The organism is Vallitalea okinawensis, assembly GCF_002964605.1.
GTDB lineage: Bacteria > Bacillota > Clostridia > Lachnospirales > PQDH01 > Vallitalea_A > Vallitalea_A okinawensis.
In genome coordinates this window covers 356,429-373,138 of record NZ_PQDH01000001.1, presented here as the reverse complement: position 1 = coordinate 373,138, position 16,710 = coordinate 356,429, and the positions used below count along the sequence as shown (strand labels likewise).

Here is a 16,710-nt window from a genome sequence, read left to right as displayed (position 1 = left end):
TAATTAACAATATATAGCCTGAATTAACAATATATAGACCAAATTAACAAACTATATAGACCAAATTGATGATCTTATAATAAATAACGTTTCTCCAAATAATCTTTGATAGTTCTTTCATCCATTGCTTCTAATGAGATGCTTATTAATGTCCCAATACCTAAATTACTTTTTATAGACACTTTGTGGCGATCACCATAATAAAGCTTTAATCTTTTAATAACGTTACTTAAACCATATCCTTTATCAAGACTATTGAGATCTGTAGATAATAATGCTTGCACAGTTTTTTCATCCATTCCATTACCATTATCTTCAATAGTAAGGATGATTCGATTATTATTGACACGGCAGCTTAATTGTAGGAGAGCATTTTCCTCCATATACCTAATGCCATGCATAATGGCGTTTTCAATAATAGGTTGCAATATAAGTTTAATAGTATGGTATTGATAAACCTCTTCATCTATAAAAATCTTCTTCTCAAAATCTAACCTATAGGTATATTGAATGAGATCGATATACTCTAAAGTCATGGCTATTTCTTGTTTGACGGGTATAATAACTTCACCTCTATTAAGCGAGGTTCTGTAGAAACGAATTAAGCTATTTGTTATATCAAATATGGCCATATTACCACTTTGCTTGGCTTGCCAACCAATGGTCGAAAGAGTATTGTACAAAAGGTGTGGATTAATTTGCTCTTGTAAGAGATCCAATTTGGCACTATCTCTAATTATTCTTGATTTATATTCTGTATCGATAAGATGCTTGATCTCATTAATCATATTATTAAATACATGATCCAGCTTACCTATCTCATCGTGACCCTCGATAGATTCTAAAGGAGTGTAATAATTTTCCTCCACCTTCCTAATTTTTAGCATCAAAGAGCCTAATCGTGAAGAGATAAGACCTGATAAATAAGTTGACATGGATACAGAAATTAATACTGCTATGATGGCAACAAATAATGTAAATAGCCGTATTTGTTTGGAACCTTCTTTGATAAATTTCAAGGGTAAAGCAGAGATGAGATACCAACCAGTAGTATCTGAGGGGACACTACTGATTAGATATTGCTGATTATCTACTTTATAAGTTACCATTTCACCTAAATTACTTCTAGAATATGTTTGAACTACTGTCATTAATTCAGCAGAAAAATTATCTGTTTGAACAATAACATCACCATTAGTATCTAAATACGCTAGAGCCTCATCAACATTATTGGCAGTACTCTCTATTATCTGTAATATAGTTGATAACGGGATTTCTATACTTGCAATTCCTATCAATTCTTGGGTATTAAAATCTACTAACTGCCTACTCAATTTGATAGAGGGTTCTTGATTGGAGTCTTGAATAATGTGCCATTGCTTCTGGCGTGATACTAAGGTATTGAGCACCCAGCGTTCATCATATTCAGTATGCAATGAGTGAAAATAAGATCGATAAGGTATTAAGGTTTTATTATTGGAGTATATGTTAACTTTTATCTCAGTGTTATGGTCTTTAGAAACAGAATTGTTAATATCCAAGGTTATGGATGATATTAGGGTATCAATATAGTCATAGGCATTAACTTTATCTGCAATGTTTTCATGTTTGTCAGTTAGTATAGATTGAAGATTGGTATCAAAAAAAATATTATCTATTCTATTTTCAAATTCATAATAATGATAGTCAATTGTGGTGTTAATTCTTTTAATCTGGTCGTATTGATTCTTTTTTTCTACTTTTTCTATATAGGAACTCATGATATAAATAGCTAAAGAACTTAGTAAGAATATCGGTATGATTGTAACGATGAAAAATGAGAGCTTAAATTTATTGGCTAAGTTCATATCATAAGTAAAGTAGTGTAATAGGTTTTTTTTAGTTTTCAATGGGTCTTCCCCCTAAATTCGCTTGGTGTAAAACCTGTATATCTTTTAAAGATAGAATTAAAGTGAGAAGCACGGCGGTAACCTACTGATTCTATTACCTCATATATTTTTAAATTTGAGGATTCAAGTAAGAGTTTCGCTTTATTAACTCTAAATTCAGTTATGTAATCAGGTATGGATTGTCCAATTTCTTTTTTAAATAATGTGTTTAAATAATTGGGGGTGTAATAAAAGTGGCTCGCTATTTCTTTTACAGTAATATCATTCATATAGTTTTCATTTATATAATGCTTGATATTTGCTATAATTTTGTTGTTTTTGTTATTTTTAGTTTCGGTATAATAGCGACTAGCTGCATAAATAATATCATATAACCATTCTTTAAGTTCCTCGATGGTTTTAAACTCATTGACTGTTACCCAGAGTTCCTTTTCTCTATCACCGTACACAGCGCGTAAGCTGATATTGAATTCATCCAGTACAAATCGTAAACACATAATAACACCAAATGTAATATTTCGGATATAGGTACTTTCATTAGTTAGTACCATATCACCAAATAATTGATTGATGTAGGTATCTATATCAGTAGTGTTGCTTGAACTAATTAAGATTTTTATATCATCTTGTAGAGAACTTAATTTAATATCTGGCGTTGTACTTGGTGCAGAGATATCCTCATAGTTAATAATCTGTCCTGTACCATAATGAAAACGAAAGCGTAAAGCATATTGACACTCATCATGTAATATCGAAATTTTTGACAGCTCATCAGCTATGCTACTAACACCAATGGTATATGCATCTTGATCGGACTTGATCAGATTAGTTAGTTCTTCCAAGAATTCAAAACTTATTTTAATGATATTATCATATCTTTCATCATTAATAATAATGACATGGTGATAGTCGTCAATTTGGCATGTATTATAAATATGATGAGTATCACATAGTTCTTCAAGCTTCCTTTCAAGTTTTAAGTTGAACAGATAGAATTCTTCAATATTAACATTATCTTTAACATTATCTTCATCAATTTCTACAATAATTACTTGAACATAACCAACTGTAAGCGGTTCATTAAGATAGTTCGCTCTTAATAAGATTTGTTTTTCATCTTTGAAATGACCGAGTAGTAGATTTTTATAGAAGCGATTGATGAGTAATGGTTTACTTTCAATTAAGAGTTGTTTTAATCTATTATCCTTATCAGCTTTTTTGATAAGTTTTAGAAAGACTTCCTTAACTTCCTCAAGTACAAATGGTTTCAATATATAGCCATGTGCATTTAAATCAATAGCAGACTTTAAATATTCAAAGTCATTATAATAACTCATAAAAATAACTTTAATTTCTGGATGTAGAGACTTAACCTGCTCTGCCAATTCAATACCGTTGATGAATGGCATTTGAACATCGGTCAAGATAAAATCAGGTTGGCACTGATCAATTTTTGAGAGAGCATCTTTTCCATCAATTGCTTCACCGACGATAGCAATACCAATACTCTCCCATGATAAACAATCTTTTATATTTTCGCGATCAATATCAAAATCATCAACAATAAGCATTTTATACATAAAAATCCCCCCACCTATTATTATATAGACTTTTACGATACTCTTCAATATCTTAATTCGCTAAGTAGAAATACTATAATACAACCAATATGATGGTTGAAATGATAGATTTACTATGTTACAAGTATCTAAACTAAACGATTGGCTTTGAAGGTAATAGAGAAAAAAGCATAGGAATTGGTTAAAGGGTTAGTTGGTATGTTTCATATTTATCAATACATTATTATATAATAATGCCAAGTGTCATTGTTATAGATAGTAAAATGAGTATATAATTTTAATAATAAAATAACTTTTGGGAGAGGGTATAAGATGAGGAGGAATTTTAATGAACACAAACATACTTTTTATTACTGTTGATGATATGAACTATGATTCCATTGGTTTGTATAATGAAAAATCAATAACTCCTAATATTGATAAATTGTTGAAAGAGGGCTTGTTCTTCAAACATGCTCATGTGAATGTATCTGTTTGTCAACCATCTAGACAATGTATAATGACAGGAAAATACCCACATAACAATGGTTCTCATGGGTTTTCACCTATTTCACATTCAGTTAATACGTTACAAGAGCTACTTTTAGAAAAGGGTTATATAAACGGTATAATCAGTAAGGTTGGGCATCTAGCTCCTATACATAAATATTGCTGGGATTATATTAAAGAATTCAATAATAAGAAATATTATTGGGGAAGGAAGCCAGAGTATTATTATCAATGTTCAAAAGAATTTTTTGATCGTGTTAAAAATCAAGAACAACCCTTTTTCCTCATGGTCAATTCAAATGACCCTCATAGACCTTTTGCTGGAAGTCAACAAGAATTAGATAAGTTTGGCGTGAATACTGAAGCCAGTAGAACATGGGAGTCTGAAGAAGTAGAAGTACCTGGGTTTCTTCCAGATATCCCTGACGTAAGGAAAGAAATAGCTCAATACTGTACTTCCGTTCATCGAGCGGATCAGTCTATTGGATGTGTATTACAAGCATTAGATGAATCAGGTTTTGCAGATAATACTATTGTCATGTTTTTAAGTGATAATGGTATGGCCTTTCCTTTTGCAAAAACAAACTGTTATTTAAACAGCACAAAAACACCACTTATTATTAAGTGGCCCAATATTATCGAACCAGAATCAGTTGATGAAGACAATATTGTCACAGGTGTGGATATAATGCCAACAATTTTAGATATCATGGATATTCCATATAATGAAAAAGATTATGACGGTAGATCATTCATGAATGTATTACTTGGTAAAAATGATGAACGGAAGAGGGATAAAGCATTTACTTTATTCAATGCTAATTTCAAGAGAATGAATTTTGAGATGAGAAGTGTTCTGACTAAGAAATATGGCTACATATTTAACGAGTGGTCGGATGGGGAATCAAGATTCTTTAATGAGTCCATGTCTGGACTAACCTTTAAAGCAATGGAACGTGAAGGTCAAAATAATCCAGATGTTGACCAAAGAGTGAAAATGTTCTTATATAGAGAAAAAGAAGAGTTTTATAACTTTGAAAATGATCCCAATGGATTAGTTAATTTAATTAACGATGAGACTTATAAGAATATTATTGATGAATATAAGAATTTTTTATATGAAGATATGAAACGTTCAAATGATCCAAGATTAAAAGCATTTGAAAGTATGTGTATAGCAGGTAACTCTACCCCCTCCAAGGGAAGGATATAAAATCTATTGAAATGATGAAATATCTGTGCTACAATATATTCAAGCTAAACGTTTCGCTTTGGAGGTGGGAGATGGCAACGATAAAAGACGTAGCAAAGTATTCAGGTTTATCCATTGCTACGATTTCAAAGTATATTAATGGCGGTAACGTGTTGGAAGAAAACCGTCAAGTAATTCAAGACGCAATAGATAAGTTAGGGTATAAAAGAAATGAGATGGCACGCGGGTTAAAGACGAATAAGACAATGACTATTGGTATCTTGATACCTTCGTTAGAGAATATCTTTTTCACAACAATCATATCTATAATAGAGGATACTCTTCTAGAAAAAGGGTATGGTATGATTGTATGTGATTATAAAGAGGATACTGAGCTAGAGTTGAAAAAACTAGAATTCTTGATTAATAAAAATGTTGATGGTATCATCATGGTTAGTTATAGTGGTAATCATGAGTACATTAAAGGTTTAATTGATAAGAAAATCCCTGTTATCTTATTGGATAGAATGGTAAGAAATTTGGACTGCGATGTAGTACTTGCTGACAACTTAAACGCATCTTATCAAGCAGTAGAAGAACTTATAACACGAAAGCATAAGCGGATTGGGATCGTCTGTGGGCCAGAAAATACCTACACAGCAGATGAGAGAAGAAAAGGTTATATTCGTGTTCATCAGGATTATCATCTGGAAGTAGATGAAGCATTGATATACAATGGTGATTATTCTGTAGAAAGTGGTTATAAAGCACTTAAGGACTTATTGAACATAGAGGAGCCACCCACTGCCATTTTCGTAACAAATTATGAGATGACTATAGGAACAATTATGGCTATTAACGATCTTAGCGTGCAGATGCCTAATGACTTATCATTAATTGGCTTTGATAATATCCAATTAGCCAAAATAGTGAAACCTTCTTTGTCTATTGTAGAACAACCCATGAAAGACATTGGAAAGATAGCTGCGGAAACTATTCTAAGACGACTTAATGATGATTATGATGATTTTCCGGCAGTTTATCGTTTAAAAACAAAAGTGCACATCAAAGATTCTGTTACGATACTTCAATAAAGGAATCATAATATATCTTTATTATTACATAAAGATATATTATTTTACATAAAAACTAAACGTTTAGCTGTAATTACAACAAAAAGAACTAAACGTTAATAAATAATAATGGAGGATGAGAAAATGAGTCAAGAGTTAAGAGCAAATTTCAAAGTTGTTAAAAATGCTATCAATCACAAAGAAGTTCCTAAGAGAATACTTCACACTGGTGCAGGGATGCCAGCTGTAGGTCTAGGAACATTTGGATCCGACCGTTTTACAAATGAGGAGATAGCAGATGCAGTCTTAGGTGCCATTTCTGTTGGTTACAGACATATTGACTGTGCATCAGTTTATATGAATGAACCTGAAATTGGTAAGTCCCTTGGAATTGCTATTCAAGGTGGCGTACCACGTGAAGAACTTTGGATTACATCAAAAGTTTGGAATGATATGCATGGACAGGGAGATGTACTTCTATCCTGTGCACAGACTTTAAAAGATTTGCGATTGGATTACTTAGACCTTTATTTACTGCATTGGCCTTTCCCTAATTATCATGCACCAGGATGTGATGGTGACTCAAGAAATCCTGATTCAAAACCATTCAGCAAAGAAGAATTCATGGCTACTTGGAGACAGATGGAGAGATTGCTTGAGATGGGACTTGTAAAGCATATAGGAACATCCAATATGACGATTCCCAAATTTAAAGAGGTTTGGGATGACATGATCATTAAGCCGGCAGTCAATGAAATGGAGCTTCACCCTCATTTCCAACAGCAAGAACTCTATGATTATTGTGTAAGTAAGAATATTCAACCAGTTGGTTTCTGTCCTATAGGCTCCCCGACTCGACCAGATCGCGATAAGACTGAAAACGATACTGTAGATATAGAGGATCCAGCTGTCCTTAAAGCAGCAAAGCGCCTCAATGTTCACCCTGCAGTTGTTTGCGTTAAGTGGGGTGTGCAAAGAGGTCAAATACCTATTCCATTCTCAGTGAAAGAGAATGAGTACAGAAGTAATCTTGAAGCATCAATCAAAGATCCACTGACAGATGAAGAAATGGAAGAACTTAGCAAGATAGATAAGAACTGTCGCCTGATCAAAGGGCAAGTTTTCCTATGGGAAGGTGCGGACAGTTGGGAGGACTTATGGGATCTTGATGGGGAAATTACTGAGTAAATCATTTTATAATCATAGAAAAGTTTGGAGGAAAACCTATGAAAGCAGCAGTACTATACGCTCAAAAAGATCTGCGTATTGAAGAGATCAATCGACCCAATATAGATGAAAATGAAGTTCTAGTTCAAGTGAAAGCATCTGGTGTATGCGGATCGGATTTGCCGAGAGTGCTTGGAACAGCCTCTCATTATTATCCCAATGTTTTTGGGCATGAGTTTTCCGGAATTGTTGATGCAATTGGAAAGAAAGTTACTCATGTAAAAGTTGGGGATAAAGTATCTGTAGCACCTTTGAAGCCCTGTCATCAGTGTGAATCCTGCTTAAGTGGTAACCATGCGCTTTGCAAAAACTATAGTTTTATTGGTTCAAGAGAGTTTGGGGCATGGACTGAGTATGTTAAAGCTCCATCTGTCAACGTGGTAAAACTACCTGATGAAATAAGTTTTATTCAGGGGGCTTTTCTCGAACCTGTGACAGTTGCCTTACATGGATTGTTCCTCATGGACTTTAAACCATTGACGACTGTAGCCATTACAGGGATGGGAACTATCGGTTTACTGACATTACAATGTGCATTACTCATGGGAGCAAAAGAAATAACGGTATTTGATATCGATGAGGAAAAGTTAAGTTTGGCAAAAGAACTAGGCGCGACACATACCATCAATACCTTAGAGGCAGATGTTTCAGAACAGGTCAATAAGATAACTGATGGAAGAGGATTTGAGATGGTTCTTGAAACAGCAGGAGTACCTGCTACAGAATTATTATGTTTAGAAATAGCAGGAGCTAAGGCTAAAGTTATGTTCGTTGGAACGCCACATAAAGATTTCAATATCTCACCCAAACAATTTGAATTGATTAACCGTAAGGAACTTATGCTAAGAGGTTCTTGGATGTCCTATTCAGCACCATACCCAGGAAAAGAGTGGATGTTAGGAGCACATTATCTTGGTAATGGAAGTATACACGTAGAAAAGTTAGTGGGGAGAGTTGTAAGACTTGAGGAATTAAGTGAAGCTTTTGAAGATATTGAAGCAAGGATAATAAATGGTAAAGTTATGATTACTTTTGATTAGATTTAGGAGGGAAAAAATGGCTTTAGTAAGTTCTTATCAACTATTAAAAAAAGCAAGTCAGCAAAAAAAAGCTATTCCAGCATTTAATATTCATAACCTGGAGACCATCCAGGCAGTGGTTGAGGCTGCAAAGGAATTGAATTCACCAGTGATTATTCAAACAACACCTGGTACCCTAAAGCATGCTGGCATTGAATACGTGTCTGCAATTGTAAAAGAAGCAGCCATTCAATATAATATTCCAATTGCATTACATATGGATCACTGTCCTTCCTTTGATACAATCGTTAACTGCATTAAGTATGGTTATACGTCAGTCATGATCGATGGTGCTCATCTTGATTATGACGAGAATGTAGAGTTAGTAAAAAGTGTAGTCAAGATGGCTCAAGCAGTAGGAGTTCAAGTAGAAGGTGAAATTGGCAAAATCGGTGGCGTAGAAGATGATATGTATGTCCATGAAGCTGATGCAGCATTTACTATTCCAGAAGAAGCTAAAACATTCGTTGAAGATACAGGGATTGACTCACTTGCAGTAGCTATCGGCACTGCCCATGGTATGTATAAAGGTGAACCACAATTAGATTTTCCACGAATTGAAGCCATTAATGAGTTAGTGGACGTACCATTGGTACTTCATGGAGCCTCTGGTGTTCCTGATGAAAGTGTTAAAAAGGCTATTCATCATGGCATGGCTAAAATCAATATTGCTACTGAACTTAAAAACCCCATGGCAGAGGCCATAAAAGATACCCTCTCTGATCCTAGCATCAACGATCCAAGGAAGTATATGGGGGCTGCGAGAGAGGCAGTGAAAGCTGTTGTAAAAGATAAAATTCGTCTTTGTGGGACTGAAGGCTTTGCTTCAGAATTTTAGATCAATGGATTTGGGTGAAAATAATGATACTGACGATAACTATGAACCCTGCAATCGATAAAATCTATTTTGTTAAAAATTTTCAGCTTGGTGAGGTACATCGACCAGTGGAGATGATTGCTTCAGCAGGAGGAAAAGGACTCAACGTAGCAAGGGTCATTCATTATCTAGGGGAAAAAGTAGCCGCCTCTGGCTTTCTAGGAGGAGGAAATGGTGATTTTATCTCGCAGAAAATCAAGGATTTAAGTATTGATAATCGTTTTGTGAACATAGAACAAGAAACTCGAATATGCATTAACGTGACTGATTCAAGCAATCAGCTATGTACAGAGGTTTTAGAAGCAGGACCTTGTATTAGCCAGGAAGAAAAGGATTTATTTCTAAAAAAATATGAGGCCATGATTGAAGACGTAGAGTTAATTACGATAAGTGGAAGTTTACCTGAGGGTTTACCCGCATCCTTTTATTATTCTATGATAACCGTTGCTCACAAAAGGAATAAGAAAGTATTGTTAGATACAAGTGGGAAAGCATTTCTTGAAGGGATTAAGGCAAAACCCTTCCTTGTTAAGCCTAACATGGATGAGATTAAGAATGTTTATAACCAACCCATGAACACTGAAGAGGATTGGTGCAATGCTATTCATTTTCTTAAAGAAGAAGGGATTGAGATCCCTGTTATTAGTCTTGGTGAAAATGGCTGTATAGCAGGGTTAAAAGATGGTATTTATAAAGTAGACATACCACCCATTCAAGTTATCAATACCGTTGGATCTGGTGATTCTTTTATCGGAGGATTTGCAGTTGGTCTAGTAAGAAATCTAAATGACTGTGAAATCTTACGTTTAGCATCAGCCACAGGCAGCGCCAATACGCAGTTTAATCAGACAGGGTATGTGGAGCAAGAAGTAGTGAATGACTTTTTAAGTAAGATTACTGTTAGAAAAATGAGAAAATATAGCTCATAATAGTGAGGAGAAGAGACATGTTAAAGAAGATACCGAGTATTCTATCTCCTGAGTTGTTGAAAGTCCTAATGGAAATGGGACACGGAGATGAGATTGTTATTGCTGATGGTAATTTTCCCTCAGCATCATTGGGAAAAAGATTAATAAGACTTGATGGACATGGCGTACCAGAGGTGCTAAATGCCCTATTAGAGGTAATGCCTTTAGATACCTATGTCGATAGCCCAGTGGCTTTGATGGAAGTCGTTAAAGGCGATACTTATGTACCAGATATTTGGGATGTTTACAAAGAAGTTATTCAAGAGAAAGAGGGCGATAAGTCTATAGTGAACATTGAGAGATTTGCTTTCTATGACCGAGCGAAGGAAGCATATGCCGTTATCGCTACAGGAGAGACCGCTTTATACGCCAATATTATTTTAAAAAAAGGTGTTGTTGATCAATGATGGAGTATTTATTAGGCATCGATCAGGGCACATCAGGATGTAAAATGACTATATTCAATAGTAAAGGCAATGTCGTAGCAGAAACCTTGAAGACCTATCCCACTTTTTATGGTGAACATGGAGAAGTTGAACAAGATTGTAATGACTGGTGGATAGCTATCATGGAAGGTATCAAGGAAATGCTTGAGACAAGTGATATTGATGCAAAGCAAATTAAAGGGATAGGAGTAGACGGTATCTCTTGGGCGTGTATACCTGTGGATCAGGAGGGAAAAGTTCTTTGTAAAACCATGATATGGTTAGACCGTAGAGCTACAAAAGAAGCAGAGTGGATGAAAAAAACTGTTGGGGAAGAAGCACTTATAGCCTTAAGCGGTAATCCAGTTGATGCATGTTATATGACACCTAAGATGTTATGGCTAAAAGAGAATAAGCCAGAAGTTTATTCTAAAACCCATAAATTTCTGCAAAGTAACTCCTATATTGTCTATCAATTAACTGGTGTCATGTCACAAGATTATTCACAGGGCTATGCCTATCATTTTTTTGATATTTCTAAAGGGCAATTAGATAAAGATATAGCGAGACAGCTTGGAATCTCAATAGAACTAATTCCACCCTTTTATCATTCCCATGAAGTGGTAGGACATGTGACAAAGAAGGCGGCATTTCTTACAGGATTAGCTGTAGGGACACCTGTTGTAGCAGGAGGGTTGGATGCTGCTTGTTGCACTCTAGGAGCAGGTGTCATCCATGTTGGTCAAACACAAGAACAAGGCGGTCAAGCAGGAGGGATGAGCATTTGTTTAGACCAACCAGTTATACATCCCAAGTTGATATTAGGTTATCATGTGGTGCCAAATCATTGGTTACTTCAAGGTGGAACAACTGGTGGGGGAGGGACTTTGAACTGGTTCAACAGAGAACTGGGTTACAAAGAAGAAGCACTAGCTAAAGACGAGGATACTAATCCTTTTGTGATAATGAGTCAAGAGGCGGGTGAAATCCCAGCAGGCAGTGATGGGGTATTATTTCTTCCTTATATGAAAGGTGAAAGGTCTCCTTTATGGAATGGTGATGCTAAAGGAGTCTATTATGGACTTGGATATGATAAAACCCGATCACACATGATTCGAAGTACGATGGAGGGGGTAGCCTATTCTCTAAAACATAACCTTGATACTGCTAAAGAAGTGAATGTTTACACTAAAACCCTAACCAGTGTTGGTGGAAGTTCTAACAGTCTTGTCTGGACACAAATTAAGTCTGATGTGACCGGGAAAAGAATAGAAGTGCCATACTCAGACCATGCTACCACTCTTGGTGCAGCCATTCTGGCAGGTGTTGGAACTGGTGTTTATAAGGATTTTCAAGAAGCGGTAAAAACAACTGTTAAAGTATTACGGGTTCATGAACCAAACGATGACCATGTTAAGACTTATAGAGAGTCTTATGAAGAGTATTTAAAGCTATCCTGTTTGATGACTAGTCATATGTGGTAGGATACTTAAAAGCTGTTGACTTGTAAGTTGGCAGCTTTCTTGCTTAGGAATAAATAAGTTTGCATCTGGTGATGAAACCTATAATATTACCCGTAAAATGGATGTTTTTTAGATAATCTCATACTTTTGGTTGATGTGGTTTTTAGGTGAATTTGATATAATTTCGGTAAGATGTAAAAAAAACTCAAAGGAGGAGAGGGATAGGTACTGTATAGTTCTGATAGGTGGTAAACAAGTTTGATGTATTATTGGCCTAATATCATCAAATAGAATTAATGGGGTATTTGTTATGATATATATAGATAATTGTACGGTTGAATCACCATCTTGATGGACAAGAGTGATATTTAAGAAATACATAAGGAATAAGGAATCAAAAGATAGGAATCTTTTGATTCCTTATTTTTGTTATTTTAATATTATGCTAGACTGACTAACATATGAAAGATGAATAGTAGCAATCTTTGAATTATTGTATGGGACTAGTTTTTTAGCCAAGAAACTACAAAAAAATTATGGAAAAAATAATAATTATTTGATATTATAGACATACAACTTATTTTATAGCAGAGACACACTAGAAATGCGGCAATTATCACTTTTGTTATTGGGTTATGGGGGGGACATCATGTATGCCAAAGAAATGAGTGAAAAAAGTAGTGACTTAGTAAATTATTCCATATTTTATGGTAGAAGTGAAGAAAGTCTAAAACTAAGAAAAGCCTATGAGAGGGTTGAACAGGGAAATTATGAAATTGTCTTCATAAGAGGGTACTCAGGTACTGGCAAAACGACCCTGGCTAAACAGGTCATACATAATATCATCTCTGAAGAGGTCTATTATGTCAGTGGGAAGTTTGACCAAGTCAATCGAAATGAGCCATACAAGCCTTTTGTTCAAGCATTTAGAACACTCATCAAAGTTATTCTTACTGAACCTAAAGCAAGTGTAGAAACTTGGAAAAAGAAGCTAAAAGCTGTACTCGGCAAAAATGGGGGGGCGATTACTGAAATAATTCCAGAGATTGATTTAATCATTGGGAAACAATCTTTGAGTAAGAATCTTGATCCTCAAAAGGCGAAAAAAGGATTTGAAAGGATATTTATTCATTTTATACAAGCTTTTGCTACGAAAGAACATCCACTTGTACTTTTTATTGATGACTTACAATGGGCTGATGAAGCCTCCGTTGAACTATTTCAGCAATTAATCGATGAACAGAGTCATAAGTATATGTTACTTATAGGTGCCTATCGAGAAGAAGAGATTTATGAAAAACACCCTTTCTTTGATGTTTTACAAAGTATAGATAAAAAGAACGAATCAATAAAAACGCTTCATTTAAGAAATTTTAATTTTGATGCTACTGAAGGAATCCTTAAAGCTTTTTTTAAAGAACCCATTTTAGACCGCCTAAGTCTTACAGAGGTAATTTATAAGAAAACATTAGGAAATCCTTTTTATATCATGCAGTTGCTCCAATTAATGCTTGAGAAAAACTACATAATTTTGACCAAAAAAGAAGGCTGTTGGCAATGGAAGAGTCAATTAATTAACAATATTCAAACAGATATTGGTGTTGTTAAATTTCTAATCAATAAACTGAATAGAATTCCTAAAAAACCAAAAGAGCTCATAAAATTTTTATCATGTCTAGGAAATTCTTTTGATCTGGATACCCTATTAATGATCAGTCAACTTGGTGATAAAAACGAGGTTACTGATGACCTAGATATACTTATCAATGAAGGACTGATAGTATCAAAAAAAACTCTTCATTCAATAAATTATGAATTCATTCATGATCGAGTTCAACAGGCGGCATGTGATTTAATGGACCTTCAAGAAAGGAAAGAAATCCATTTAATCATCGGTCAATCATTACTTCAACATATTCAGCCAGAAGAGCTTGAGAAACGATTAGTTAGTGTTATGCCGCATTTTACTTTTTCCATTGAATTAGTTGAAGATACGAAGGAAAGATTACTACTTTCAAAATACTACTTAATAGCTGGTAAAAAGGCTAAGACAACTGCTGCTTTTCAAGAAGCGCTTCAATTTTTAGAAACTGGTTTAGGTTTATTATCTTTTGATTCATGGCAGGTGGATTATGACCTGACCTATGAACTTCATTTTCAACTGTCCCAGTGTGAATACGTCTGTAAGCATTTTACAAAAGCAGAAGATCTGTTTGAGCAATTATTAGCTCATGCTAAAACGGATACACAAAAGTCTGAAATACATAGTCAGATAGCAGTGTATCGCTCTCTTATCGGCGATTATGCAAAAGCCATTAATCATGGTGTAATAGCTCTCAAATATATAGGGTGTCATTTATCAGAGGAAGCAGGCAGTTGGCATATTCTTAGTGAAATACTACTTTCCTTATGGCTTTTCAGGAATAGGAGGATTAATAAATTAACCACCTTAAAAGAAGTGGATGCAAAAAATATAAAAGCATCATTAGAAATATTGACAGTTATAACACCGTCAGCCAATATTACAGATCCAAGGTTGTTTTTATTAGTCATATTGAAATTAGCCAATATCTCAGCAATTCACGGAAATACTAAAAATGCTTCAATTGGGTATGCGGGTTATGCTTTTTTTACAGCTAATATCATTGGTAACTTGAAAAAAGCTAATGCTATAGGGCGATCAGCATTGAACTTAAGTGAGGTATATGATGACACAGCAGCAAAAAGTGTCGTTCATCTTGCTCTAGGTACATTTGTCATTTATTGGACGCAGCATTGTAAAATAGCAATACAGTATGCAAAAAGTGCTTTTTCATTTGGACTAGAATCAGGAGAGTATCTATTTGCTGGGTATAGTATTACGAGTATCGTAGAAATGAGCTTAAGCATAGGGATTAATCTGGAACAGCTTAAGGAGGATTGTGAATATTACTTAGAGTTTGCTAGAGACAAGGGCTTCAGTACTGTTTTGAATTCTATTAATATGATTAAAGAAGTTATCACGTATCTTGAAGGTGATAAGAAATATATTAATAACTTCATGGATGAGGGCTTCGAGAATGAGTTAATTCTTCAAGAGAAAAATGAGATAGTGAATTATTATCTTTATAAAGCTGAAACAGCATATTTGCTGGGTGACAATGAATTGGCTTTAGAAAATATTGAGAATGCTTTTAAGTATATTCAAGCTGTAACCGGCTATTACTTTGCTACAGAAATCTTTTTTTATTATGCATTAATTATTACAGCTCAATATAAAGGCTCATCATGTAAGGTACAGAAAAAGCATAGACGTCTGTTAAAGAAAATAAAGAATAAACTAAAAAAATGGGCAGAGAATTGCCAAGACAACTTTCTTCATAAATATTTATTGATTGAAGCTGAAATAGCTCGTTTATCAGATCAAAATATTAAAGCTATGAATTACTATGATCAATCCATAGAAACTGCAGAAAAGTATGGATATATGCAGAATAAAGCACTGGCTAACGAACTTGCTGGCCGTTATTATCTAGCTAAAGAGAAATATAAGATTGCAGGTGTTTATTTGCATGATGCTATAAAGCATTACACTGATTGGGGAGCTAACGCCAAAGCAATAATGCTTCTACATCAATATCATATGTTTATTAAACATAAATTTGAATCTATAAGAAATAATGAAGAAAAAGATTTAAACGATATACATCTATCTGAAAGTATAAAAATGGAGTTTGCGGCTAGCTTGCATGAACTCGATAACATTATGAATGAACCTCATATAAAACAAAGAGATAAAATGCTACTTGAACTTATTCTAAAATTCACTAGAGCAGATAAAGGATATATCTTTAGGGAAAGTGACGAAATCTTACAAATTGATGCCGTGATAGATCCAGAATATATTTCTCAATCAACCTGTGAACATTTAGATGAAGTGCAAACAGTGTCCAAAAAGGTGATTAGATACGTAGCAAGAACCTATGAACCTGTTTTTTTAATAAAAGATCAAAATTGGGGTGTCTTCTCAAATGATACTTACTTAATAAATAATCAGCCTGGAGCTGTAGTTTGCATGCCGCTTCTTCATGACAACATTTTTGCTGGAGTGATCTACTTACAACATAATACTAAAGCAGAAAACTTTACATCTCATAAAATGAAGTTTGTTAAAATTGTTTCTAGCCACATATGCTATTTGAAGAAAATGCAATCATATAACCATTATACCAAGGGAACTGTTAATTTTGAGGAGATGCCTGTTCCATTGACAGAGCGAGAATCTGAAGTACTTGCATTAATAGCTCTAGGAAAGTCCAATAAAGATATCGCCCAAACTTTACTTGTATCAGTAAGTACAGTTAAGACACATGTATTGAATATTTATGGGAAATTAGGTGTGAACAAAAGAATTCAAGCTGTGATGAAAGCAAAAGAGCTTGGACTAATCAATCAATAGTCATAAGGAA

At 34.4% G+C, this 16,710-nt stretch carries 11 protein-coding genes; 9 read left to right on the top strand and 2 right to left on the bottom strand.

Annotated elements, in window-relative coordinates; all coding sequences use genetic code 11:
* Nucleotides 1-74 precede the first annotated feature (74 nt).
* Together C1Y58_RS01880 and C1Y58_RS01875 are read right to left on the bottom strand one after the other, a co-directional pair.
* Nucleotides 75-1,889 carry a sensor histidine kinase gene (locus C1Y58_RS01880; RefSeq protein WP_105614292.1) on the bottom strand — a complete coding sequence of 605 codons (1,815 nt, stop codon included), beginning with the start codon at nucleotides 1,887-1,889 and terminating at the stop codon, nucleotides 75-77.
* Nucleotides 1,886-3,469 (bottom strand): response regulator, encoded by a 1,584-nt coding sequence (locus C1Y58_RS01875; protein WP_105614291.1) that lies wholly within the window; start codon nucleotides 3,467-3,469, stop codon nucleotides 1,886-1,888. The genes C1Y58_RS01880 and C1Y58_RS01875 overlap by 4 nt, the downstream gene beginning before the upstream one ends.
* Before the next feature lie 328 nt (nucleotides 3,470-3,797).
* Between C1Y58_RS01875 and C1Y58_RS01870 the strand changes: the two genes are divergently transcribed.
* From C1Y58_RS01870 to C1Y58_RS01830, 9 genes are all read left to right on the top strand, one after another.
* The gene (locus C1Y58_RS01870) at nucleotides 3,798-5,171 is read left to right on the top strand and encodes a sulfatase family protein (RefSeq protein WP_105614290.1); all 1,374 of its coding nucleotides are present in this window, start codon (nucleotides 3,798-3,800) and stop codon (nucleotides 5,169-5,171) included.
* Between the two features lie 71 nt (nucleotides 5,172-5,242).
* Nucleotides 5,243-6,244, top strand: coding sequence for a LacI family DNA-binding transcriptional regulator (locus tag C1Y58_RS01865; RefSeq protein WP_170311487.1), 1,002 nt, complete (start codon nucleotides 5,243-5,245; stop codon nucleotides 6,242-6,244).
* 123 nt (nucleotides 6,245-6,367) lie between these two features.
* Complete coding sequence (locus C1Y58_RS01860; RefSeq protein WP_207655690.1) at nucleotides 6,368-7,411, top strand: aldo/keto reductase; 1,044 nt, start codon at nucleotides 6,368-6,370, stop codon at nucleotides 7,409-7,411.
* Nucleotides 7,412-7,449: 38 nt separating this feature from the next.
* A complete protein-coding gene (locus tag C1Y58_RS01855) occupies nucleotides 7,450-8,490 on the top strand; it encodes a galactitol-1-phosphate 5-dehydrogenase (protein WP_105614289.1) in 1,041 nt (346 codons plus the stop codon).
* A gap of 16 nt (nucleotides 8,491-8,506) precedes the next feature.
* Nucleotides 8,507-9,367 carry a class II fructose-bisphosphate aldolase gene (locus tag C1Y58_RS01850; protein ID WP_105614288.1) on the top strand — a complete coding sequence of 287 codons (861 nt, stop codon included), beginning with the start codon at nucleotides 8,507-8,509 and terminating at the stop codon, nucleotides 9,365-9,367.
* 23 nt (nucleotides 9,368-9,390) lie between these two features.
* Nucleotides 9,391-10,335: a 1-phosphofructokinase gene (pfkB, locus tag C1Y58_RS01845; RefSeq protein WP_105614287.1), complete on the top strand. Its 945-nt coding sequence runs from the start codon at nucleotides 9,391-9,393 to the stop codon at nucleotides 10,333-10,335.
* 17 nt (nucleotides 10,336-10,352) lie between these two features.
* Complete coding sequence (gene fucU / locus C1Y58_RS01840; protein WP_105614286.1) at nucleotides 10,353-10,781, top strand: L-fucose mutarotase; 429 nt, start codon at nucleotides 10,353-10,355, stop codon at nucleotides 10,779-10,781.
* The gene (locus C1Y58_RS01835; protein WP_105614285.1) at nucleotides 10,778-12,283 is read left to right on the top strand and encodes a xylulokinase; all 1,506 of its coding nucleotides are present in this window, start codon (nucleotides 10,778-10,780) and stop codon (nucleotides 12,281-12,283) included. The genes fucU and C1Y58_RS01835 overlap by 4 nt, the downstream gene beginning before the upstream one ends.
* A 628-nt stretch (nucleotides 12,284-12,911) precedes the next feature.
* Complete coding sequence (locus tag C1Y58_RS01830) at nucleotides 12,912-16,700, top strand: helix-turn-helix transcriptional regulator (protein WP_170311486.1); 3,789 nt, start codon at nucleotides 12,912-12,914, stop codon at nucleotides 16,698-16,700.
* The last annotated feature ends 10 nt before the right edge of the window (nucleotides 16,701-16,710 follow it).

What these genes read in the sequence shown, in the direction of transcription:
- C1Y58_RS01875 (WP_105614291.1), bottom strand. Translation starts at nt 3,469, where the DNA reads ATGTATAAAATGCTTATTGTTGATGATTTTGATATTGATCGCGAAAAT.
- C1Y58_RS01870 (WP_105614290.1), top strand. Translation starts at nt 3,798, where the DNA reads ATGAACACAAACATACTTTTTATTACTGTTGATGATATGAACTATGAT.
- C1Y58_RS01865 (WP_170311487.1), top strand. Translation starts at nt 5,243, where the DNA reads ATGGCAACGATAAAAGACGTAGCAAAGTATTCAGGTTTATCCATTGCT.
- C1Y58_RS01860 (WP_207655690.1), top strand. Translation starts at nt 6,368, where the DNA reads ATGAGTCAAGAGTTAAGAGCAAATTTCAAAGTTGTTAAAAATGCTATC.
- C1Y58_RS01855 (WP_105614289.1), top strand. Translation starts at nt 7,450, where the DNA reads ATGAAAGCAGCAGTACTATACGCTCAAAAAGATCTGCGTATTGAAGAG.
- C1Y58_RS01850 (WP_105614288.1), top strand. Translation starts at nt 8,507, where the DNA reads ATGGCTTTAGTAAGTTCTTATCAACTATTAAAAAAAGCAAGTCAGCAA.
- pfkB (WP_105614287.1), top strand. Translation starts at nt 9,391, where the DNA reads ATGATACTGACGATAACTATGAACCCTGCAATCGATAAAATCTATTTT.
- fucU (WP_105614286.1), top strand. Translation starts at nt 10,353, where the DNA reads ATGTTAAAGAAGATACCGAGTATTCTATCTCCTGAGTTGTTGAAAGTC.
- C1Y58_RS01835 (WP_105614285.1), top strand. Translation starts at nt 10,778, where the DNA reads ATGATGGAGTATTTATTAGGCATCGATCAGGGCACATCAGGATGTAAA.
- C1Y58_RS01830 (WP_170311486.1), top strand. Translation starts at nt 12,912, where the DNA reads ATGTATGCCAAAGAAATGAGTGAAAAAAGTAGTGACTTAGTAAATTAT.